Raw genomic sequence first — 22,037 nt, 5'->3', positions numbered from 1 at the left:
ACTTATGAGCGTCTCGCCATAGCCTTGTGACGTCGTCGGCACCACGCCGGCCACGACAAGGAACGGACACTGCATGAATCGCCTCACCACTCTCACTGCCGCTCTGCGACGGGGAGAGCCGATCGCGATCGACGGCGCCCTGTTCGACATGGACGGCACGATCGTCGACTCGGTCCGCGCGGTCGAGGGCGCCTGGCGGATCTGGGCGGCCGAGCACGGCATCCCCGTGCCGCCGGCGAGCATGCACGGCAAGACGGCCGGGGCTGTCGTGCGCGCATCCGGGCTCGCCGTCTCCGATCGCGCGCGAGCAGAGGCGAGACTCGCCGAGATCGAAGCTCGGCCAGGGCAGACGCTCAAGTCTCTCCCTGGCGCGCAGGCGCTGCTCGACGCCCTGCCCGACGGGCGATGGGGTGTCGTGACATCCGCGGCGCGAACCGTGGCCGTCGCCCGTCTGGAGGCCACCGACCTGCCGACGCCGCCCTTCCGGGTGACCGGAGGGGACGTCACGCAGAGCAAGCCGGACGCAGAACCGTTCCTCCTCGGCATCCAGCACCTCGCCGATCGCGGTCATACAGGCGTCGTGATCGCCTTCGAGGACACCGTGGCCGGGGCGACCTCTGCGGCGTCGGCAGGATGCCTGGTGATCGGTGTTCTCGGCACGGATGCCCGCGAGCAGTTGGAGCGCTGCGCCCATCTCGTCGTCGGCTCCCTCGAGTCGATTCGCGTCGAGAGCAGTGGCGATCACCTGCTCCTACGACTCAGGTGAGGACATGACCGTGCTCGTCGAGCTGTACTCGGAGACGACTCTCACCGAGATCGCGCTGCTCGCCATCGCGTTCCTGCTTTCGGCGATCATCGGCGTCGAGCGACAGCGAAAGCTCAAGAGCGCCGGCCTGCGCACTCACACCCTTGTCGGTCTCGGCTCCGCCGTCTTCACACTCGTGTCTGCCTACGGCTTCAGCAACGTCGTCGGCGCGGATGTGATCCTCGATCCGTCGCGGATCGCCGCGCAGATCGTGTCGGGCATCGGTTTCCTGGGCGCCGGCGTGATCTTCGTGCGCAAGGGCGCCGTCAGCGGTCTCACCACAGCGGCATCCATCTGGGTGACCGCCGCGATCGGCATGGCGTGCGGCGCAGGGATGCCGATCATCGCGGTGGTCGCGACCGTGCTGCATCTGGTGACAGTCGGAGTGCTCACGTTCGTCGGAAGACTCATCAGCCCCGAGATTCCCGATCCCGTGCTCACCATCCGATACCGTCGCGGCAACAACGTGCTGCGGCAGGTGCTGGAGATGTCGGCGCAGCAGGGCTACCACTCCGCCTTGGAGGAGGCGACGAGCGATGACGACTCGAAGCTGCGCGAGCTGACTCTGCGTTTCACCGGAGACCTCACTGAATTCCCCGCCCTGGTCGGTCAGCTGGCCGAGATCGACGGCGTGGAGTCGGTCATATCCGGCGACGATCCGGACGACTGAGCAGCGCACAAGTGAAGGCGGGGCCTGCGATGAGCGGGTCCCGCCTTCACTGCTTCCGCAGACTCACCGCGCGGCGACCCCGTTCTCAGCGAGAATCTGGTCGCGCCATGCGATGGCCTGGGCCGGATCGTCCGAGGTCGCGCCGTCGACACCGAGACGGAGTGCCTCACGCGTCTGCTCCATCGTGCGCAGCGGCCAGACATGCACCTCGATGTCCCGAGCATGAAGCTGCTCGACCAGCTCGGGAGTGAGGCCGGCGAATCCGCTCGCGAAGCGCGTCACCTTCGCGTGATCCAGGAGCGCCCAGAGTCCGCCATCGAATTCCTGGGCCTTGGCGATCTCGGTGACGATGACCTGTCGCCCGATGTGCGGCATCGCCTCAGCTGCATGTCGCACGGCATCCGCGTCGAATCCTGTGAGCACGGTGCGCGCAGCATCCTCAGGGCGTCCCTCGAAGAAGCGGGCGAGATGCGGGACGACCGCCGGATCCTTGATCTCGAGCTGGATGAACGTATGCGTCGCGTCGTACATCTCGGCGAGCGTCACCACTGCCCTGCCCGAGTCCAGCGTCGCCCCCTGCAGTTGAGCGAGCGTGAGCGCCGCTGCGGGTCCGAGGCCCCGCGCCGAGTCATCACCGGCCGTTCGGTCCAGCGTTGCGTCATGAAGCAGGAACAGCTGCTGATCCTTGCTGAGGCGCACGTCGAGTTCGATCTCGTCGACGCCGATGTCCTCGGCGAGCGCGTACGAGGCCAGGCTGTTCTCCGGCAGGTGGGCCATCGCGCCGCGATGTCCGACGATGAGCAGACCCATCAGGCGCCAACCTTCGCGTCGTACCTCGCGCGAACCTTCTCGAGCGCGGGCTCCAGGTTGGCCTGCACCGTCTTGAGCGTCTTCTCCGCATCGGCACCTGCCGAGTAGACGGCCTGGATGGCACCCTTCATCTCCGGCACGGCCTCCGGCACGAACTTGCGTACGACATCCGGCCCATGTGCGATCTCGAGCTGGTCGATCGCGACCTGGTAGTTCGGGTTCTCGCCGGCCTTCGCCTTGACCTTCTCCGACTCCAGTGCGGCCTTCGTGGTCGGCATGTAGCCCGTGCCGAGAGTCCACTCGATCGCTGCGTCCCCCGAGGAGAGGAACTTCAGCACCTCCCACGCCGCCTTCTTGCGGTCGTCCGAGGCATAGCCGAGGATCGACAGACCTCCGCCACCGGTCGGGACTCCGGTGCCCTCTTCCTTGGGCAGGTAACCGCAGCCGAACTCGAACTCAGCGGACGCTGCGATACCGGTCAGCGCGCCCGTCGATTCCGTGATCGAGGCGGTGGCTCCGGCGATGAAGTCGCCGCCGGGATCGGCCGAGAGGTAGCCGGACTTGTCGTCGTGGATGAACGCGCGGTCGAACTCCAGCGCGTTGATCGTCCCCTCGGACGCGAACGTCATGTCCAGGCCGTCCGAGTAGCCGCCGCCGAATGCCCAGGACGAGCCCTGGAAGTACCAGTCGTCGTTGCCGGTGTACCCGCGCATCGCCACCTTGGTGCCGTTGCGGGAGTAACCCGCCAGCGCCTTGCCCCAGTCGCGGTACTCGGAGTACGTCTTGGGTGCACGGTCGGGCAACCCGACCTCGGCGAAGATCTCGCGGTTGAAGTAGAAAAGCGGCGTCGAACGGCCGAACGGCACCCACCAGATCTTGTCCTTGAGAGTGCCCTCCTTGAGGAACTGCTCATGGAAGGAATCCGTGCCGAAGGAGTTGTCGAAGTAGCCGGAGAGCGGCTCGAGCGCGTCATTCAGGTAGAAGCGGTTCCAGACGATGTCGCTCATCACCGACAGGTCAGGAACCTGTTTGGCCTGGAGGCTCGCGGCAAGCTTGGACTCAACTCCGTCATATCCCTCGAAGATCTGAACCTCGCAGAAGATCGCGTCCTGCGATTCGTTGAAGGCGTCGATGTTCGACTGCAGGATCTCGGCGTTGTGCGCCGTGAACGGGCTCCACATCACCACACGCTGGCGGTCCTTGTACTGCTTGGGCGTGTCACCGCTCGGCTGGCCGTAGACGGTGCCGGAACCGCCTCCGCCGTTGAAGCAGCCCGCCAGCAGCGGCGTGCTGGCTGCGAGCAGGCCCACTGCCAGCGCCTGCCTGCGCGTGATGTTGAGGGAGGCGATTCTGCTCTGCGGCGAGGACGGCCGATCGAACAAGTGCATGATTCTCCTTTGGTGGTGTGGCGAATTGTTGAGATCAGTGGCGAGGTCAGCGGCCGCTGCCGGCGGCAGCGCCGGTGAGACCGGTGACGATGAAGCGCTGAGCGAAGAGGAAGACGATGAGCATGGGCAGCACGACCACGAGCGTGCCCGACATCAGCACGCCCCACGAGGTGAGGCCGTCGTTCGCCTTCAGATACATGAGGCCGATAGGCAGAGTGCGCATGTTCACCGAATTGGTGATGATGAGCGGCCACACGAAGCTGTTCCACTCGTCGATCACGGCGATCAGTCCGACGGTGGCGACGGCCGGGATCGACATCGGCAGTGCGAATGAGAACAGTTTTCGCAGATGCCCGGCACCGTCGACTTCGGCGGCCTCGAACACCTCCTTCGGAAGCGACAGGAAATGCTGCCGGAGAAGGAAGGTGCCGAAGGCGGATGCCACACCCGGCAGGATGAGTCCCGCGTAGGTGTTGATCAGCCCCATGTTCCCGATGGTGATGTAGTTCACCAGCAGCGTGACGTGCCCCGGCACCATGAGGGCGCCGAGCATGACGAGGAACAGCACGTTCTTGCCGGGGAACGGCAGGTACGCGAAGGCATACGCCGTGAACACGGCGAGCACGATCTTCGCCGTCGCACCGATCACCGTGACGATCACGGAGTTCGTGATGAATGCGTCGAACGGCGCGAGCTCCCACGCGGCGACGAGGTTGTCCCAAGTGAGTTCCGATGGCAACCATTTCATCGGCCAGATGTAGATCTCGCCATTGGTCTTGAACGCGGTCGTGACCAGGATGTAGAGCGGCAACACGAATGCCAGGCCGGCGGCGATCAGCAGCAGGTACCCCCACCAATTCCGCGCGAAGTTCGCCTTGCGGCGGTGTCTCTTACGGTCGCCGGTCGTGACGCCTCTGGTGCTCGCGGTGTCGTCGGTGACCGCCTGCTCCTGCAGTGCACTCATGATCGTGGCCATCAGTAGTGCACCTTCTTCTCGATGAACTTGAATTGCAGCGCGGTGATGACCATGAGGATGACGAACATGACCGTTCCCGCCGCGGCCGAATACCCGACGTTGGAGCGCTGGAACGCCTGGTCGTAGATGAACCAGCTCAGGGTCGTGGTTGCGGATGCGGGGCCACCGCCCGTCATCACCGCGATGATGTCGAACGCCTGGAACGCGCTGATCGTCTGCGTGATCACCAGGAAGAACGTTGTCGGCGACAGCAGCGGCAGTGTGATGCGCCAGAACGTCTGCCATCGGTTGGCGCCGTCGATCCGCGCTGCCTCGAGGACCTCGGACGGGAGCCCCTGCATCGCGGCCAGATAGACGATCGCGACGAAGCCGACGCCCTTCCATATCGACACGATGAGCAGAGCGGCGAGAGCCCAGTTCGCGTCGGTCGTCCACGCCGGCGAGTCCAACCCGAGCATGTTGAATGCGACCCTGGCGACACCGTAGTTATGATCGAAGATGAACAGCCACACTGCCGCGATGGCGGCGCCGGAGACCACGTGCGGCGCGAAGACGATGCCAGTCACCGCGGTCGTGCCGGGCAGTTTCATCGAGAACAACGAGGCGAGAGAGATACCGAGCAGCAGACTCGCGCCGACGACGACCACCACCCATATGACGGTGATCCAGAGGACGTTCTGGAAGGACTCCGAGGCGAAGAGCGCCGTGTAGTTCGAGAAGCCGACGAAGAACGGCTCCGGCGAGATGAAGTCCCAGCTGGTGAGGCTGAGATACAGGTTCTCGATGATCGGCCAATATGCGAACACCGCGATGAGGGCGAGGTTGGGGAAGGCGAACAGCGCGAAGAGTGCGTATCCACGGCGGCGCCGACGCCGGATGGCGGGAGAACTCCGCTTGGAAGACGCACGGCTCGGCGCCTCTGGGGGCGTGACGGTTGCGGAGGACATCAGCGGGTGGGGATGCCGTTGGGGTAGACGACGGCTTTGAGCGAGTCGGGTACGTCTGCGGCGAGGGTGAGCGCTGATTCGGTGTCGTCGAGGTCGAACCGGTGTGTGACGAGTGACTCCACATCGATTCGTCCGCTCGAAACGAACGCGATCGCGGTCGGCCAGGTGTGCGCGTAGCGGTTCACGAGTGAGATCGAGATCTCCTTGACGTTGAGCCGCGACAACGCCAGTGTGACGTCCTGCTTGGGCAGGCCCACCATTGCTGCTCTACCGCCATTGCGCAGGCGCCAGAGGCCCTGCGCGAGAGCGTCAGGAGCACCCGAGCACTCCAGCAGCACGTCGGCGTCCTCGTGGCCAGGCCCCTCGGGGACATCGCCGGCCTTCTCGGTGCGGAAGCCGAGTTCCTCGGCGACGCCGAGGCGGAAGTCGGAGATGTCGGAGACGACGACGTCGGCCGCGCCTTCGGCCCGGGCGACCTGTGCGGCGAGGATGCCGACGGGACCGGCGCCGGTCACCCGCACCCGATCTCCAGGAAGGAGACCTGCCCGACGGCATGCCCACAAGCCGACGGAGAGCGGCTCGCACAGCGCCGCCGCCTCGAACGACATCGAATCAGGGATCGCGAACAGATTGCGCGCATCGATCGCGAGGTTCTGCACGAGCGCACCGTCGTACGGTGGAGTCGCGAGGAAGATGAAGTCGGGGCACAGGTGATACCGCCCGGCGAGGCACTCTTCGCAATTGCGACACGGCGTTCCAGGTTCGATGGCGACGCGGTCGCCGGCCGCGACGTTCGTGACGCCCTCGCCGGTCGCGATGACTGTGCCGGATGCCTCGTGCCCGAGGATTATCGGGCCATCGACCTTCCAGTCACCGATGTAGCCCACGCGGTAGTACGCCGTGTCGGAACCGCAGATGCCGACGGCTTCGATCCTGACGACGGCTTGGCCGGGGAGCGCATCGGGAAGCGGCACCTCCTGCAGTTCGATCGCTCCGAGAGCGGGCATGACCGCTGCGAGATTCGCCATCTTCGGTGTCCTTCCGTCAGGCGCCGGAGCGCCCGTTCGTGATCAGAAGTCACGCTAACCGGAGGACGCGCACCAGAAACCGCACCGCTCAAAGGAGCGCGATGCGGTCACATAGGAGCAAGAATTCACGCAAGGTGAAGCGTCAATACACCTGTCGTTCAGACCACGACGGCAAGAGCCACGCCATCCCAGCCCTTGAGCCCGACGGTCTGCAGCGCCGTGGCGTCGAAGCGGGGATCTTCTCCGAGCATGCGGAGTGCATCACGTGTGCCGATCACCCGCGGGTCGGTGGTGTCGTCGCGGACGATCTCGCCTTCTCGCCCGATGTTGTCGAGTACGATCACCGTTCCTGGGCGCCCGAGCCTCGCCGCCCAGTCGAGATAGATCGTGTTCGACTCCTTGTCGGCGTCGATGAAGACGAGATCGAACGGCTCAGAACCCTCGAGGGTCGGCAGTACGTCTGCAGCGCGCCCGATGCGGATCGCGACGCGCTCCCCCACTCCCGCTGCGTCGATGCTGGCACGGGCGATGGCGGCATTGGCCGGTTCGGCCTCGATCGTCGTCACCGTGCCTCCCTCGCCGACCGCTCTCGCAAGCCAGATCGTCGAATAGCCGCCGAGCGTGCCGATCTCGAGCACTCGGCGTGCCCCGCTCATCCGGGCGACGAGGTTCAGGAGCTTGCCACTGACCGGCGCCACCTCGATGTCCGGCAGGCCTGCACCACGCTGCGCGGCGAGCGCCGCCTCCAGCGCGGTGTCATGACCGACTAGGGTCTCGGCAAGGTATTCGTCGGTGCGGCGCCAGTTCTCGGCGGTCGGTTCAGCCATGGCTCCACCCAACTCCCCTGGCCTTGCGACGTCAAGGTCTCACTGACGCGGTGCGGACAGCATCCGCCCCACTGCTCCATCCAGTTCGGGTTGCCGGCGGAACTGCCCGGCGAGAACCAATACGACCACGACGATCGCACATGCGATCCAGCCCGCGACTCCGAGTGGCCCAGCCAGCGCCATATCGAACGTGGTACCGGCAGCGAACAGCAAGGTGATGAGGGCTCCGGCGGCGTTCATCGCACCGTGCGCGAAGACCGCCGGCCACAGCGACGCCGACCGCAGTCGCAGCCAGCCCAGCAGCACACCCCACGCGAGGCACCCTGCGGTCATCAGCAGCACGCCGGTCATGTCCGTCCGTCCGAAGTTGTACCCGAGCAGGATGACCGGCGCATGCCACAGCCCCCAGATCAGGCCGCTGATGACGAGCGCGGGCCAGGTGCCGTACTGGCGCAGCGCCGGCACGAGGAAGCCCCGCCAGCCGAGCTCTTCGCCGAACGCGAGCGCGGCGTTGATGGTCGCGGCCGCGAACGGGATCATGAGCAGCTGCGAGAGGATCACGGCCATCACCGGCGGCGCGGGCACACCGGCAGGCAACGACGCCTCGAGCTGTTCAGCGAAACCCGAGAAGTGCACGAGGTCCAGTGTCACCCAACCGCATAGCGCGGCGACGACGACGCTGAGGGCTACGAGGAGCACGGGCCCGAAGAGTCCGAGCACCATCATCCACACCACGCGCTTGGCAGGTCGCAGCGGCCACATGCCGAGAAAGCGGAGCCGCTCGCCCTTGGGCACGGGACGCATCGTGAGCATCACGACCACGACGGCGAGCGCCGGTGTGAACATCATCACCGGGATGAGCACTGTGGACAGCGGATTGGTCAGCCCCCGGTCGAGCCACATCGGCAGGGCGGCCAACCAGGCCAACCCGCAGGCGAGCAGGATGAACGCGATCGTTGCGGCTGGGCGGATACGGGTCATGAGACGGTTCCCTTCATGGCACTGATCAGAACGGATGCCGCGGTGCGAGCATCATCGATCGTGACGACGAACACGCGTCCAGTGGTGCGCGTGACCTGCAGTGCTTCGCCGGCGCGAAGCACGACGCCCTTACGGCCGTCGACGGCGATACGCAGACCCCATCCGCCGAAGTCGGCCATGGGGTTGACCTGAACGACCTTCACATCGGCGATGTCCGACACGGGGGTGTCCCATCGTGGCCACCCAGCGATCGAGCGCACGCGAAGGCCTGAAGCGTTGACGCGCACTCGGAAGACGAGCGTCGTGAGGATCAAGGCGATCACCAAGAGCGTGACGACTGCGAGAAGCCAGCCTGCTCCCGAATCGAGCACCATCGTCCACGCGGTGGTCGCGATCAGAAGCAGCACGGAGATCACCAGCGCGATGACACCGGGTCGCGCCATCGCTGCCGTGCCGAACCACGCCGCACGCTCGCCCGCTGCGAGCTGGAGCCGACCTGTCGCGTCCGGCCCTGATGGCGGCGAAGTGATCACCCTGGGTTGCATGAACCATCCGATCACGCCCAGCAGGACCATCCCGGCGACGGCCATCGTTATGACCGTCCCGATGCCGAATCCGACGTCGACCGATTCGCGCTGCATCGCGGCAGATCCTACGGACGAGACCGCGATCAACACGGCTGTTCCGAGTGACGTCGACGCGAGAAAACGGCAGACCGGACCCCAGGCGCTGCGCATCATCAGCAGGACGGGGATGGTCATCAGCAGCGGAACCGCGATCCCAAGGCCGAGCTGCATCCAGAGCAGGAGCATCGGTCCGGCGAAGCCGTCGGGCCCGTCCGGACCCCAATGCGTGGCGATCCGCTCCGGAAGATCAGGCAGCCACGCGAGCAGGAACGCGACACTTGCGGACGCGATGAGGATCGGGACGACGAGTCCGACGATGAGGAACGCACGGCGGGCGCGGCGGACGTCTGCTTCGATGGTGACGGCGGTGTTCATGATTCGATCTCCGTGACGAGGGCGGCAAGCGTGGCGGGCGAGATTCCCAGCGAGGCGGCGCGGCGCACGAGCGCTGCGACATCGCTGGCCAACTCGGCGAGCGGGGCGGCTGAAGCCGACACCATCGCTCCCCGACCTCGACGCAGGTCGATGAGCGACTCATCGCGGAGCTGCTGATAAGCACGCAGCACGGTGTGCAGGTTGATGTCGAGCGCTTCCGCGACTTCGCGCGCAGAAGGCAGCCGGTCGCCAGGCGAGAGGCGCCCGGCGAGGATGTCGCCGCGAACGGATGATGCGACCTGCTCGAACAGCGGCCGCGAACTCTCCGCATCGATTCTGATCAGCATCCGACACCCGACTTTCCAATTACAGTAATTCTAGTTCAACTAGAACAGTTGTCACAACCCTCCACTTCACTTTGTGCCGCGACAGCGCTGCGCCACACTGACCACATGCGCATCACTCCCCGTCGCCTCGCCACCGGCATGAGCCTGTGGGCTCCGAATCTGTTCAGCGGCATCCGCATCCTTCGGCGGGTCGATATCGGCGATGACCGCCCCCTACTTCTTCATGCTCGTGATGCACCAGCTCGGCCGCGACTACGTCGTGTGGGACACCCGCGGCGAGATCGAGTTCGTCAAGCCGGGGCGCGGAGTTCTGACCGCGGAGTTCCATGTCTCTCCTGAGAAGGCGGCCGAGCTCCGCGCGCGCGCGAAGGACGGCGCCAAGGTGCTCGAGTGGTTCGAGACGGTGATCACCGACCGCGACGGCGACGTCGTCGCGAAGGTCCGGCGCGAGGTCTACATCCGCGAGAAGAAGCGCATCACGGCGGCGCGCCAGCCCTGAAACCCATTCGTTCACCATCGCGTGCCACGATGACCGGGTGGAACTCGCACGTCGCCTGACGCTCCCCGATGCTGTCGCCATCGGCCTCGGTTCGATGATCGGAGCCGGTGTGTTCTCCGTGTGGGGCCCTGCGGTCGAAGTCGCCGGTTCCGGGCTGCTGGCCGCGCTCGCGATCGCCGCGATCGTGGCATTCTGCAATGCCACCTCGTCCGCACAGCTCGCCGCGGTACATCCTGTCTCCGGCGGCACCTACGCCTATGCGCGCGCAGAGATCGGCCCGTGGTGGGGATTCATCGCGGGCTGGTGCTTCGTGATCGGCAAGATCGCCAGCTGCGCTGCGATGGCGCTGACGTTCGCCGCGTACGCCGCGCCAAAGGGCTGGCAGGTGCCGGTCGCGATCGTCGCCGTCGCAGCCCTGGCCACAGTGAACTGCTTCGGAGTGACTCGAACTGCGCTTCTCACCCGCATCCTCGTCATATCCTCGCTGCTCGGGCTCGCCATCGTGGTCGCCGCCGGCTTCAACGTCGCGCCTTCCGCGTCGCCCGCTCCCCTGCCGGACCTCACTGCCTATGGGGTGCTGCAGGGCGCCGGGCTGGTGTTCTTCGCGTTCGCCGGTTACGCCCGCATCGCCACGATGGGCGAAGAGGTCGTCGACCCCGCGCGCACGATCCCCCGAGCGATCGTTCTCGCTCTATCCGGTGCGGTCATCGTGTACGCGCTCATCGCCGTCGTGGTGTTGCTCACGCTCGGCGCGGATGCCACATCGTCCACTGCGCCACTCGCCGCGGTCGTGGATGACGCGGGCTGGTCGGCACTCGCGCCGGTCGTTCGCATCGCAGCCTCGGCGGCATCCCTCGGCGCGCTGCTCGCCCTGCTCACGGGAATCGGTCGCACGACGCTCGCGATGGCGAGAGAATCCGACCTGCCGAAGTACCTCGCCACCGCGCACCCGCGGTGGCAGGTGCCGCGTCGGGCGGAGATCGCGATCGCCCTCATCGTCATCGTCATCGTGCTGTTCGCCGACCTCCGCAATGCGATCGGATTCTCGTCCTTCGGAGTGCTGCTGTACTACCTGATCGCGAACGCCGCGGCGTTCCGTCAGTCCGGGGCGGCTCGACGCTATCCGCGCGCTCTGCAGGTGCTCGGGGTGCTCGGCTGCCTGGTGCTGGTGAACACCCTGCCGATCCTCGCGTCACTGATCGGCACAGGCGTCGTGGTCCTCGGGGTGGTGTATCGGAGGCTGCGGCTGCGGGTCGCCAGCTGAGTAGGTGCCGCACCGCCAGGGTTTCCGCGTCAGGACGACCGGTAGGCGCTCGGTGCGATGCCCAGTACCGTGCGGAAGTCATTCGCGAGATGAGCATGGTCTGCGTATCCGAGCTCGGCTGCTAGCGTCGACAGATCGACATCCGGAAGTTCACGAACCCGCTGCGCCGCCTCCTGCAGGCGTCGACGCCGGATCATGGCGGCGGGCGGCAGCCCGACATGCCGGTGTGCGAGCCGCTGCAGTGTCCGCAGCGACATCGACAGGCGCGCCGCTGCGTCCTCAGCGGTGATCGCGGCATCCGCCATTAGAAGCGTCGCCATCTCGTTCGCCTGCCGAGCGGACGCTGCCACGTGCCCGATCCTCTCGATGAGCCAGTCGGCGAACACCTGCGCCGCACGCTCGCGATGCATGTCCTCCCCGGCCTCCATCGCCTGCGTCACCGCGGCGAGCAGCTCTGGAGCATGGAAAGTCGTCGAGTCGTCGCGGAGCGCCGACGGATCGTCGACGAGCACCGCCACGGATGCCGACTTCAGCAGCGCGCCGACAGCCCATCCCCTCCCGACCAGATCGCGATGCGTCGCCTTGGTGGACGCGCCGACGAGTTCGACGCGGCCCGGCTGTACGACGAGGTTGAGCGCGGGATACGCGACGACATGCTGCCGCGATGTGCGACCGGGTTCGATGTTCCACTCCGGGATCCAGAACCACTCGACGAGTTGCGCGGCCTCCGCCGGCGGCGGAAGCCTGTGAAACTCCGGCATCCGCGCCGGATACAGGATCCCCAGCTGAACGTCGATCATATCCTGACGATAGTCACGGCATACGACATCGTGTCGTGAATCTCCAAGCGCCACCTCGGGCCTGCTTCGTAGCGTGAAGGCATGAACATGACATCAGGCCTCACCGGCACCCACACCACGAACGGCCGCCCGAATAACGCGACCTCGCTCACTCCGTTCCTCGCGATCCCCGAAGCAGCCGGCGCGATCGAGTTCTATCGCGACATCTTCGGGGCGACGGTCATCGACATCACCGAGATGGGCGGAGTCGTCGTCCACGCGGATCTCGACTTCGGGTCCGGACTGCTCCAGCTCGGCGAGCCGAGCCCGGACTACCAGCTCGTGCCTCCGCCCTCTGGCGAGAGCGACTGCTATTCGCTCGGTCTGTATGTGCCCGACGTCGATGCGGTCTGCGCCCGCGCCGAGGCCGCCGGAGCGACCGTGCGGGAAGCGCCGTCCGATTTCGTCTCGGGAGACCGCTTCGCGAGCATCCGCGATCCGTTCGGCGTCCGCCGGTCGCTGATGAGCCGCGTCGAGGATCTGTCTCCGGCCGAGAGCGCCGAGCGCGTGGAGGAATGGGCAGCGACATTCAGCGCGGAGCAGCCAGCGGAGTGAGATCGGCGGCGGACTTCAACGCCGTCACCACCGCCGGCAGCAACGCGTCGGCCGTGGCACGATAGCCCGCGGCACTGGGATGGAATCGGTCGAGGCTGAACATCTCGTCCGGCTGATCGTGGAAGGTCGGGCCGAGCACCTGCCGCAGGTCGACCGGAACTGCTCCGGTGCGCCACGCAACCTTGGTCTGCTCCAACGCCAGGCGGCGCGACATCCTCGACAGCAGCGCTCGCAGCGGCTGCGGCACCGGCTGGAGCGTGCCGAGATCGGGGCAGGTGCCGACGACGACTGCTGTGCCAGCGGCCCGGAGCCGGATGATCGCCTGCTCCAATCGCTCGCCTGCCGCAGATGGCGAGATCGTGTGCGTGACGTCGTTGCCCCCGACGACGATCACCGCGACGTCGGCCCGGTAGTCCTCGGGGAGCGCATCGAGCTGCGCCGCGAGTGCGGACGATTCCGAGCCGACGACCGCCGCCGTCCGCAGTCGCACCGGGGACTGCATCCGCTTCGCGAGTCCCTTGGCGACGCGTCCGCCGAGCGTCTCTTTGCGGTGCTCTGCGCCCAGTCCTGCCGCGAGAGAGTCCCCCAGCAGCAGCAGCTCGATCGGTCGGCCGTCGAGCGCCCGTTTCCACACGCGATCGGCGACCAGGGACTGCTCCCCGAGCGGCTTGCCGATGCGCCTCCGGGCGATGGCTGCCTGATGCGCGAGCAGCGACCGCCCTCCCAGCACGATCGCAGAGGCCACCACCGTCGCCAGGGCGATCGAGATGCGCACTCGTGCCATGCGCAACATTGCACCGTGCGGGAATGAACGCGGCGTGAACGTCGATGGTCAGGTCAGCGGCTTGAGCTCCAGCGAGCCGACCTCGGCACCGGCCGAGACCGTCGCGAAAGCGGTGTAGCCATCGGCGGCAGACCGCTCGAGCAGCGCCTTGAAGTTCTTCACCCGACGCTCGAGGCGCACGCGGGAGCCGGAACGGATCAGCGCGGCCTTGTGCGCGACGAGTTCCGCCACGGGTACATCGGCGTCGTGTACGAGCACGACGGCCTGAGCATCGGCATCCGTTCCGAGCTCGACGAGATCGACGAGACGCTCGAAGCCGAGCGAGAACCCGACCGCAGGCACCTGCTGGCCCAGGAAGCGGCCGATCATGCCGTCGTAGCGTCCACCACCGCCCAGCGAATACGGCACGGAAGGATGCGCGAGCTCGAAGATCGTGCCGGTGTAGTAACCCATCCCACGCACCAGGAACGGATCGAACACGAGCGGGATGTCGCCCTCGATCGCGCGTCCCGCTGCCACAGCATCGCCGATGCCGACGAGGTGTCCGACGACGTCATCCGGGGCGTTGTCCGGCAGCGCCTTGCGGATCTGGCGTTCGCCGAACGGGTTGTACTCCATCGTCTGCGGGCGACGCAGGAACGCGTCGAAGGCCTCCACCGCGGATGCCGTCGCGCCGCGTTCGCGGAGCTCTGCGACGATGCCGTCCGCCCCGATCTTGTCGAGCTTGTCGATCGTGATCAGCACGCCGGGGCGCTCGTCGGCGGCGAACCCGAAGGCATCCAGCATCCAGTCGAGCACGCGACGGTCGTTGATGCGCACGCTAGCGCCGTCGAGGCCGAGCGCATCGAGAGCATCGAGCGAGGCGACCATCAGCTCGGCCTCGGCACGCGAGGAATCGTCGCCCATGATGTCGATGTCGCACTGCACGAACTGGCGATACCGACCCTTCTGCGGGCGCTCCGCTCGCCAGACCGGACCGATCTGGATGGCGCGGAAGACCCCGGGAAGCTGCCCGCGGTTGCTCGCGAAGAATCGTGCGAGCGGAACCGTGAGGTCGTAGCGCAGACCGAGATCGGCGAGCGCGGCAGGGTCTTCTGCGCCCTGACGGATCGACTCGGCGTCCAGTCCTCGGCGCAGCACGTTGTAGGCGAGCTTCTCGTTGTCGCCGCCCATGCCGGAGTGCAGACGCGAGTACTCCTCCAGCGCCGGCGTCTCGATCTCGTCGAAGCCGTGCGCGAGGTAGCGCTCGCGGATCACGGCGAGTACACGCTCGCGGCGGGCCTTGTCGGCGGGGAGGATGTCGCGCATGCCGCGCGGCGCGTTCACAGTAGCCACGGATTACATCTTTCCAGGTCTCGAGCGTGTTCCGGATCGGGCGCGGTCGACGACGTGCGGCTCGTACGCACCGGATGGGAAACCCAGGACCGGTTGGCGTGTCACCGGCGTGTCAGCGTGCGACGCGCCATCGACACACCGGATCGTCCGGGTTTTCCCGCAGGTGGACGTGCTCAGCGGGATTCGACCGCGCGGACGTCGTCCTCGAGCAGGCGCAGACGCTCGCGCAGTGCGCGCTCGGCATCCCAGCCGTTCTCGCGGGCCGTGGCTGTGAGCATCAACAGCAGGTCGCCCAGCTCCTCCTCGGATTCCGGTGCCGCTCCGACCTCGGCAGCATCGTGAGCGGCGAGCGCGACGTCGTCGCCGGCCCCGACCCGTGCCGCCCGACCAAGCACTTTCTGCGCGAGCGCGAGCGCCGGCATGCCGCGCGGCACGCCATCCAGAACGCTGATGCGCGACCGCTTCTCCGCGGACTTGGCCGCGTTCCAGTGCACCAGCACCTCCTCGGGCGTGGTCGCCACCTCGTCGCCGAAGACATGCGGGTGCCGCCTGACCATCTTCTCCGTCAGCGTCTGTGCCACGTCGTCGATGCCGAAGGGATCGTCGGGGTCCTGCGCGGCGATCGCGGCGTGGAACAGCACCTGCCAGAGCAGATCTCCCAGCTCCTCGCGGAGGTCTGCGCGCGTGCCGTCTTCGACGGCGTCGATGACCTCGTGCGACTCCTCGATCAGGTACGGCACGAGATCTCGATGGGTGATCTGCTGCGACCACACGCACCTTTCTCGCACCGCGCGCATCGTCTCAGCCGCTTCGCGCAGCGCATCAGAACTCATGGTCATCACTGCTCCTGTGTTCAAGAACTGGCTGACGCCGTGCGCCTATACCACGCGGCTCTCGACGAGACGACGATGCCCGAAAGGACGACAGCGATCAACGACCCGACCAGCACACCGAGGATCGCCTGGTCACGGACTCCCGTGTCGTCAGCGAATGCGAGGTTCGCCAGCAGCAGCGACACCGTGAAGCCGATGCCGCCCAACGCACCGGCGGCAAGCAGGTCGGTTATCGTGAGCGCCGGCGGGCCGTTGCGCGAGCCGATCCGCACGGCGACCCACCCGAAGAGCATGATGCCGATGATCTTGCCCGCGGGCAACGCGACGACGATGGCGAAGAATGCCGGAGAGAGTTCCGACGGCGACACCGCAGGAATGACGACGAAGGCGGCGGCGAAGGCGAATATGGGCAGGATCGCGCCGTTCACCCACGGTTCCAGCGCGTGCCTCGTAGGCATGGCGGGCGCCTGCGCCATCGCGAGTCCCAGCATCACACCCGCGATCGTGGCGTGGACGCCGGACAGGAGGACGAGCCCCCAGACGAGGACGCCCACGATGACCATCGCGGTGACGGCGAGCCGGGAGCGTTCGTCTGGCAGCGTCCTGGACAGCACACCGAAGATGATCACGCCGACCAACGCGAGCAGAAGATACAGCCAGTTCAGATCGTGTGCGAAGAGCACCGCGATGAAGATGATGCCGATGATGTCGTCGAGGATCGCGAGAGCGAGAAGGAACACTCGTACGGCCGGCGGCAGTCCCTTGCCGAAGACCGCGAGCACTCCGAGCGCGAAGGCGATATCGGTCGCCGTGGGGATCGGCCAGCCGGATGCGGTCTTCTCGCCACCGGCCATCACGAGATAGATGGCGATCGGAACGATCACACCACCCGCCGCGGCGATCGCCGGCTGCACCGCCTTGCGGAAGGAGTTCAGCTCACCGTGTGTGAGCTCGTATTGCAGCTCCATCGCGACGATGAAGAAGAAGATCGCCAGCAGCCCGTCTGATATCCAGTGCGCCACCGAGAGATCGATACCGACCACCGGGATGGTGAGATGAGCGCCCAGCACCGCATCGATCGCGCCGAACGTGGGCAGGTTCGCCAGCAGCAGCCCTAGACCGGCCGCGATGAGAAGGAGCACCGCGGGAAACTGCTGGGTGCGCAGAAGGTTTCTGGAATCGGACATCGTTCCTATGCTATGCCCGTCGTTGCGGCCGCCCCCGGCCGTCACATGGTCAGGAGCCTCCCCGCTCGGCGATAACCTCTAATGGTGACTCCTGAGCCCACCAACACAGAAGCCATCCGCGTCATCGGTCGATTCGAAGCCGGTCGCGGGATCCCAGACGAGATGCGTGCCGATGTGCGCATGCTCGGCGCACTGCTCGGTCAGGTGCTGCGCGAGAGCGGGCGCACCGGGCTGTACGACGACGTCGAGCGGCTGCGGCTGGCGACCATCCAGGCGTACGAGGAAGAGAGCGCCGACGCCTTCGAGCGCGCCAGTGAGATCGCTGACTCGTTCACCGTCGAGCGGGCCGACGAGGTCGCACGCGCGTTCACGTGCTATTTCCATCTGGTGAACCTCGCCGAAGAGCACCAGCGTGTACGCATCCTGCGTGAGCGCGCCGGTCAGCCAGGGCGCGAGGATGCTGTGGACACGGTCGCGACCGCATACGCGCAGCTGCGCCGCGAGATCGGCGACGAAGAGGCCACGCGCCGTCTCAAAGATCTGCGTTTTCATCCGGTGTTCACGGCGCACCCCACCGAGGCGCGGCGCCGCGCCGTTTCTGCCAGCATCCGCCGGCTCTCCGAGCTGCTCACGCAGCACGACGGCGCGAGCGACGACGGAGCCGAGCAGCACCGCGCCCGACGGCGCATGCTCGAGGAGGTCGATACGCTCTGGCGCACTGCGCCGTTGCGCGCGCAGAAGCCGTCACCCACCGACGAGGTGCGCACGGTCATGTCGGTGTTCGACGAGACCCTCTTCACCACGGTTCCGCACGTCTACCGCCGCATCGACGACGCCCTGCGCGGCGATGACTCCGGGGCGAGCGCTCCGGTCGTTCCCGCGTTCGTGAGGGTCGGTTCGTGGGTCGGCGGCGACCGCGACGGCAACCCCTTCGTCACAGCATCCGTCACCCGCGAAGCTGCGCAGATCGCCTCCGACCATGTGCTGCACGGTCTGGAGCGCGCCATCGAGCGCATCGGCCGCGGTCTCACACTCGATGCGGAGGGCACTCCGCCCAGCGCGGCAGTGGTCGCGTTGTGGGAGTCCTTCGTCGAGACGGACGAGAGCGCCGCAGCCGAGATCGCCGCGCGCTCACCGGAAGAGCCGCACCGCCGCGTTCTGCTCGCGCTGGCAGGCCGCATCGCGCGCACCCGCTCGGGTCGAGACGGTGCCTACAGCGACCCGGAGCAGCTGCTCGCCGATCTGCGCGCCGTGCAGGAGTCGCTGGCTGCATCCGGGGCGAACCGGCACGCGTTCGGCGGCGTCCAGCACCTGATCTGGCAGGTCGAGACCTACGGTTTCCATCTCACCGAACTCGAGGTGCGTCAGCACTCGCAGGTGCACCGGGAGGCTCTGGCCGAGCTCGACGCCGGCGGAGAGCGCAGCGAGAGGACGCTTGAGGTTCTGGACGTCTTCCGCGCGATCGCCGATATCCAGCGCACGTACGGGCCGCGAGCGGCAGGCCGCTACGTCGTCTCGTTCACGCAGTCGGCCGAAGACCTCGCGAACGTGCACCGCCTCGCCCGTCACGCGCTCGGTGATGACGTGCCGGTGCTGGACGTCGTGCCGCTGTTCGAGACTTTCGCCGACCTGCAGGCAGCCCCCGGCATCCTCGCGGAGGTCGTCGGATTCCCGGAGTTCCGCTCTCGTATGGCCGCCACCGGCAATCGCCTCGAGGTGATGCTCGGCTACTCCGATTCCTCGAAGGACGTCGGCCCTGTGGCCGCGAACCTCGCGCTCTACGAGGCGCAGGAGAAGATCGCCCTGTGGGCGAAGGAGGCCGGTATCGCCCTGACCCTCTTCCACGGCCGAGGCGGCGCGCTCGGACGAGGCGGCGGGCCGGCGAACTCCGCGATCCTCGCGCAGCCGCCGCACTCGGTCGACGGACGCTTCAAACTCACCGAGCAGGGCGAGACGATCTTCGCCCGCTACGGCGAACCGGCGATCGCGATGCGCCACATCGATCAGGTCGCCGCCGCCACCCTGCTGGCGTCGTCACCGAGTGTCGAGGAGCGCACCAGCGGCGCTGCGGCCCGCTTCGCCGAGGTCGCGCGTGTGATGGATGAGACCTCGCGCGAGAAGTTCTTCGCGCTGGTCAAGGCCGAGGGCTTCGCGCCGTGGTTCGCGACAGTAACGCCTCTCGAAGAGATCGGGCTGCTCGCGCTCGGTTCGCGCCCGGCACGCCGCGGCCTCTCGGTGGAATCGCTGGAGGACCTCCGGGCGATCCCGTGGGTGTTCGCGTGGACTCAGGCCCGCATCAACCTCGCCGGCTGGTTCGGTCTCGGAACGGCTCTGGAGAGCGTAGGAGACGAGGCGCTCCTGAAGGACGCCTACCGCGATTGGCCGCTGCTTCGCACCATGATCGACAACGTCGCGATGAGCCTCGCGAAGACCGACGAGCGCATCGCCCGTCGTTACCTCGCGCTCGGTGACCGCGACGACCTCGCGCAGCTGGTGCTCGACGAGCTCACCCTGACGAAGGAGTGGGTCATCCGTCTCACCGGCGGTAACGGACTGCTCGAGAACAAGCCGATCCTGCAGCGCGCCGTCACGCTGCGCAGCCCGTACGTGGATGCGCTTTCGCTCCTGCAGCTGCGTGCACTGCGCGAGCTGCGCTCGGCGGCTCCCGGATCCGGATCAGACGACGAACAGCGACGTCTGCTGCTTCTGTCGGTCAGCGGCGTCGCCGCCGGCCTGCAGAACACCGGGTGATCGACCGTGGTGCGCATCATGGAAACAGCCGCGATAGGGTGAAATCTCGTGCCCGACCCGGCACGCCTTCTCTCGCGACACGATCGCCCCTTCAGCCACACTCTTCAGAAAGCCGTCCCGCGTGACCGCAACCCACACCGAATTCCACCCGCTCACCGCGTCCGTCCAGCCCGTGTTCGACACTGTGCTGGCACGCAGCCCGCACGAACCCGAGTTCCAGCAGGCCGTGCACGAGGTGCTCGGAACGATCTCCCCCGTCCTCGAGCAGCACCCGGAGTATGTCGAGGCCGGCATTCTGGATCGCATCGTGGAGCCGGAACGCCAGATCATGTTCCGCGTTCCGTGGGTGGATGACGCCGGGAAGATCCAGGTCAACCGCGGCTACCGCATCCAGTTCTCCTCTGTGCTCGGCCCGTACAAGGGCGGACTGCGCTTTCACCCCTCGGTGAACCTGTCCATCATCAAGTTCCTCGGTTTCGAGCAGATCTTCAAGAACGCGCTCACCGGTCAGGGCATCGGCGGCGCGAAGGGCGGGTCGGACTTCGATCCGCATGGTCGCTCCGATGCGGAGGTCATGCGCTTCTGCCAGTCGTTCATGAGCGAGCTGTACCGCCACCTCGGCGAGCACACCGACGTTCCTGCGGGCGACATCGGCGTCGGCGGCCGCGAGATCGGCTACCTGTTCGGCTCCTACCGCAAGATCACCAACCGTCACGAATCCGGCATGTTCACCGGTAAGGGCACCGGCTGGGGTGGCGCCGAGGTGCGCACCGAGGCCACGGGCTATGGCGCGGTGTTCTTCGCACAGGAGATGCTCGCGGTGCACAACGAGTCGCTCGAAGGCAAGCGCGTCGGCATCTCGGGTTCGGGGAACGTCGCGATCTACGCCATTCAGAAGGCCACTCAGCTCGGCGCGACGGCGGTCACGGCATCCGACTCCTCGGGCTATGTCGTCGATGACGCCGGTATCGACCTCGATCTGCTCCGTCAGATCAAGGAGGTCGAGCGCGGTCGCATCGTCGAGTACGCGAACCGCCGCTCCAGTGCACGTTTTGTCGAGGGCGGCAGCGTGTGGGACGTTCCGGTCGACATCGCAGTGCCCTCCGCCACGCAGAACGAGGTCAGCCTGGCCGATGCCGAGGCCCTCATCGCGAACGGCGTTCGCGCCGTCTCCGAGGGCGCCAACATGCCCTGTGTTCCGGATGCGGTCGCCGCGTTCCAGCGCGCCGGCGTGCTCTTCGCACCAGGCAAGGCCGCGAACGCCGGTGGTGTTGCGACCTCCGCGCTCGAGATGAGCCAGAACGCATCGCGCCAGCGCTGGAGCTTCGGCGACAGCGAGAACAAGCTGCGCGAGATCATGGCCGACATCCACGACGCCGCATTCCAGGCCGCCGAGAAGTACGAAGTGCCGGGAGACTACGTGACCGGCGCCAACATCGCCGGCTTCCAGCGGGTCGCGACGGCGATGCTCGCCCAGGGCGTCATCTGAGTCGAAGTACACCCGTCAGTTGTTTTGCACAGATGTCGGCCGATTCCTCGCGATTCGGCCGACGTCCGTGTTTTGAGCTGACATGTGTAACTGCGGATGCCGCGCCTCAGGCCGGGCGGTCGTCAGCGTGCCGCGCCAAAGAACGGCCGTAGCGCTCTGTGAGCTGCACCATGACATCCGGGGTGTCGCGATCCACCCCGAACACGTAGCCGGGGAAGTCCAGCTCACGCTGTGCTGCCCAGATCTCTTCGTGCTTGTCGGGTGAGAGCACGAGCAGCGGCTCTCCGACTGCGACCCAGCCGATCGGGACGACCGTATCGTCCGGCACGGTCGTGCGCAGGTGCACGACGGCGTTGATGCGCACCTCTGCGCGGTCGCCGATCTTCGCACCGTTGAACACCCGCGTTCCAGTCGCGAGGAACACCTCGTTCCCGATCACCGCACCGGACACGGATGCCCCGGGGCCGATCAGCACGTGGTCTCCGATGTGCACGGGGTTCGCCGAGCTGGCACGCACGATCGCGTTCTCCATCACGATGACGGTCTCACCGAGAGTGATCGGGCCGCCCTCCGCAGTAATCACGGCGCCGTGCAGCACTTGGCAGTCCGCTCCGATCTCCACGTCACCGGAGATGACGGCGGTCGGAGCGATGACTGCGGTCTCGTGGATACGTGGTCTGGCGCCGAGGTGCTCGTACAACATGCCGTCAGCGTACTCCGC

22 protein-coding genes are annotated in these 22,037 nt (G+C 66.8%); 7 read left to right on the top strand and 15 right to left on the bottom strand.

Annotated features, from left to right (window positions below; all coding sequences use genetic code 11):
• Positions 1-73: 73 nt before the first annotated feature.
• Positions 74-766 carry an HAD-IA family hydrolase gene (locus HDC95_RS01060; protein ID WP_259061337.1) on the top strand — a complete coding sequence of 231 codons (693 nt, stop codon included), beginning with the start codon at positions 74-76 and terminating at the stop codon, positions 764-766.
• Between the two features lie 4 nt (positions 767-770).
• Positions 771-1,475, top strand: coding sequence for an MgtC/SapB family protein (locus HDC95_RS01055; protein WP_259061336.1), 705 nt, complete (start codon positions 771-773; stop codon positions 1,473-1,475).
• Between the two features lie 63 nt (positions 1,476-1,538).
• On the opposite strand, the gene HDC95_RS01050 is transcribed toward HDC95_RS01055, so the two are convergent.
• The 9 genes from HDC95_RS01050 to HDC95_RS01010 all read right to left on the bottom strand — a co-directional run bounded on the left by HDC95_RS01050 (position 1,539) and on the right by HDC95_RS01010 (position 9,780).
• A complete protein-coding gene (locus HDC95_RS01050) occupies positions 1,539-2,285 on the bottom strand; it encodes a glycerophosphodiester phosphodiesterase (protein ID WP_259061335.1) in 747 nt (248 codons plus the stop codon).
• Positions 2,285-3,673, bottom strand: a complete 1,389-nt coding sequence (locus HDC95_RS01045) for an ABC transporter substrate-binding protein (protein WP_259061334.1) — start codon at positions 3,671-3,673, stop codon at positions 2,285-2,287. The genes HDC95_RS01050 and HDC95_RS01045 overlap by 1 nt, the downstream gene beginning before the upstream one ends.
• A gap of 46 nt (positions 3,674-3,719) precedes the next feature.
• Positions 3,720-4,649, bottom strand: coding sequence for a carbohydrate ABC transporter permease (locus HDC95_RS01040; RefSeq protein WP_259061333.1), 930 nt, complete (start codon positions 4,647-4,649; stop codon positions 3,720-3,722).
• On the bottom strand, positions 4,649-5,596 hold the full coding sequence (locus HDC95_RS01035; RefSeq protein WP_259061332.1) for a carbohydrate ABC transporter permease: 948 nt from the start codon (positions 5,594-5,596) through the stop codon (positions 4,649-4,651). Before HDC95_RS01035 ends, HDC95_RS01040 begins: the two co-directional genes overlap by 1 nt.
• Positions 5,596-6,624 carry an NAD(P)-dependent alcohol dehydrogenase gene (locus tag HDC95_RS01030; protein WP_259061331.1) on the bottom strand — a complete coding sequence of 343 codons (1,029 nt, stop codon included), beginning with the start codon at positions 6,622-6,624 and terminating at the stop codon, positions 5,596-5,598. The genes HDC95_RS01035 and HDC95_RS01030 overlap by 1 nt, the downstream gene beginning before the upstream one ends.
• 158 nt (positions 6,625-6,782) lie before the next feature.
• Positions 6,783-7,451 carry an O-methyltransferase gene (locus HDC95_RS01025; RefSeq protein ID WP_259061330.1) on the bottom strand — a complete coding sequence of 223 codons (669 nt, stop codon included), beginning with the start codon at positions 7,449-7,451 and terminating at the stop codon, positions 6,783-6,785.
• Between the two features lie 39 nt (positions 7,452-7,490).
• Positions 7,491-8,432, bottom strand: coding sequence for a CPBP family intramembrane glutamic endopeptidase (locus tag HDC95_RS01020; protein WP_259061329.1), 942 nt, complete (start codon positions 8,430-8,432; stop codon positions 7,491-7,493).
• Entirely contained in the window at positions 8,429-9,433 is a 1,005-nt protein-coding gene (locus tag HDC95_RS01015) for a DUF1648 domain-containing protein (protein WP_259061328.1), read from the bottom strand. Before HDC95_RS01015 ends, HDC95_RS01020 begins: the two co-directional genes overlap by 4 nt.
• On the bottom strand, positions 9,430-9,780 hold the full coding sequence (locus HDC95_RS01010; RefSeq protein ID WP_259061327.1) for a GntR family transcriptional regulator: 351 nt from the start codon (positions 9,778-9,780) through the stop codon (positions 9,430-9,432). The genes HDC95_RS01015 and HDC95_RS01010 overlap by 4 nt, the downstream gene beginning before the upstream one ends.
• Positions 9,781-9,982: 202 nt before the next feature.
• On the opposite strand from HDC95_RS01010, the gene HDC95_RS01005 reads away from it, so the two are divergent.
• Together HDC95_RS01005 and HDC95_RS01000 are read left to right on the top strand one after the other, a co-directional pair.
• Positions 9,983-10,279: a DUF4442 domain-containing protein gene (locus HDC95_RS01005; RefSeq protein WP_259061326.1), complete on the top strand. Its 297-nt coding sequence runs from the start codon at positions 9,983-9,985 to the stop codon at positions 10,277-10,279.
• 37 nt (positions 10,280-10,316) lie between these two features.
• Positions 10,317-11,543, top strand: coding sequence for an APC family permease (locus HDC95_RS01000; protein WP_259061325.1), 1,227 nt, complete (start codon positions 10,317-10,319; stop codon positions 11,541-11,543).
• Between the two features lie 29 nt (positions 11,544-11,572).
• Here the strand turns inward: HDC95_RS01000 and HDC95_RS00995 are convergent, their stop codons facing one another.
• Complete coding sequence (locus HDC95_RS00995; RefSeq protein WP_259061324.1) at positions 11,573-12,343, bottom strand: helix-turn-helix domain-containing protein; 771 nt, start codon at positions 12,341-12,343, stop codon at positions 11,573-11,575.
• An 81-nt stretch (positions 12,344-12,424) separates the two neighbouring features.
• On the opposite strand from HDC95_RS00995, the gene HDC95_RS00990 reads away from it, so the two are divergent.
• Entirely contained in the window at positions 12,425-12,937 is a 513-nt protein-coding gene (locus HDC95_RS00990) for a glyoxalase/bleomycin resistance/extradiol dioxygenase family protein (RefSeq protein WP_259061323.1), read from the top strand.
• Here HDC95_RS00990 and HDC95_RS00985 read toward each other — a convergent pair.
• The 4 genes from HDC95_RS00985 to nhaA form a co-directional block, all read right to left on the bottom strand.
• The gene (locus HDC95_RS00985) at positions 12,912-13,721 is read right to left on the bottom strand and encodes an SGNH/GDSL hydrolase family protein (protein WP_259061322.1); all 810 of its coding nucleotides are present in this window, start codon (positions 13,719-13,721) and stop codon (positions 12,912-12,914) included. The genes HDC95_RS00990 and HDC95_RS00985 overlap by 26 nt on opposite strands.
• Before the next feature lie 48 nt (positions 13,722-13,769).
• A complete protein-coding gene (locus tag HDC95_RS00980) occupies positions 13,770-15,029 on the bottom strand; it encodes a HisS family protein (protein ID WP_259062177.1) in 1,260 nt (419 codons plus the stop codon).
• A gap of 200 nt (positions 15,030-15,229) precedes the next feature.
• Positions 15,230-15,889: a MazG family protein gene (locus tag HDC95_RS00975; protein ID WP_259062176.1), complete on the bottom strand. Its 660-nt coding sequence runs from the start codon at positions 15,887-15,889 to the stop codon at positions 15,230-15,232.
• Positions 15,890-15,909: 20 nt separating this feature from the next.
• The gene (gene nhaA, locus HDC95_RS00970) at positions 15,910-17,076 is read right to left on the bottom strand and encodes a Na+/H+ antiporter NhaA (RefSeq protein WP_259061321.1); all 1,167 of its coding nucleotides are present in this window, start codon (positions 17,074-17,076) and stop codon (positions 15,910-15,912) included.
• Positions 17,077-17,157: 81 nt separating this feature from the next.
• Between nhaA and HDC95_RS00965 the strand changes: the two genes are divergently transcribed.
• Positions 17,158-19,827, top strand: coding sequence for a phosphoenolpyruvate carboxylase (locus tag HDC95_RS00965; RefSeq protein WP_259061320.1), 2,670 nt, complete (start codon positions 17,158-17,160; stop codon positions 19,825-19,827).
• A 121-nt stretch (positions 19,828-19,948) separates the two neighbouring features.
• On the top strand, positions 19,949-21,316 hold the full coding sequence (gdhA, locus tag HDC95_RS00960; RefSeq protein WP_259061319.1) for an NADP-specific glutamate dehydrogenase: 1,368 nt from the start codon (positions 19,949-19,951) through the stop codon (positions 21,314-21,316).
• 106 nt (positions 21,317-21,422) lie between these two features.
• On the opposite strand, the gene HDC95_RS00955 is transcribed toward gdhA, so the two are convergent.
• Positions 21,423-22,019: a gamma carbonic anhydrase family protein gene (locus HDC95_RS00955; RefSeq protein ID WP_259061318.1), complete on the bottom strand. Its 597-nt coding sequence runs from the start codon at positions 22,017-22,019 to the stop codon at positions 21,423-21,425.
• Positions 22,020-22,037: the final 18 nt, after the last annotated feature.

Origin of the sequence: Microbacterium sp. AK031 (assembly GCF_024807145.1) — a bacterium.
Taxonomy (GTDB): domain Bacteria; phylum Actinomycetota; class Actinomycetes; order Actinomycetales; family Microbacteriaceae; genus Microbacterium.
This window is presented reverse-complemented; position numbering and strand designations above follow the sequence as displayed.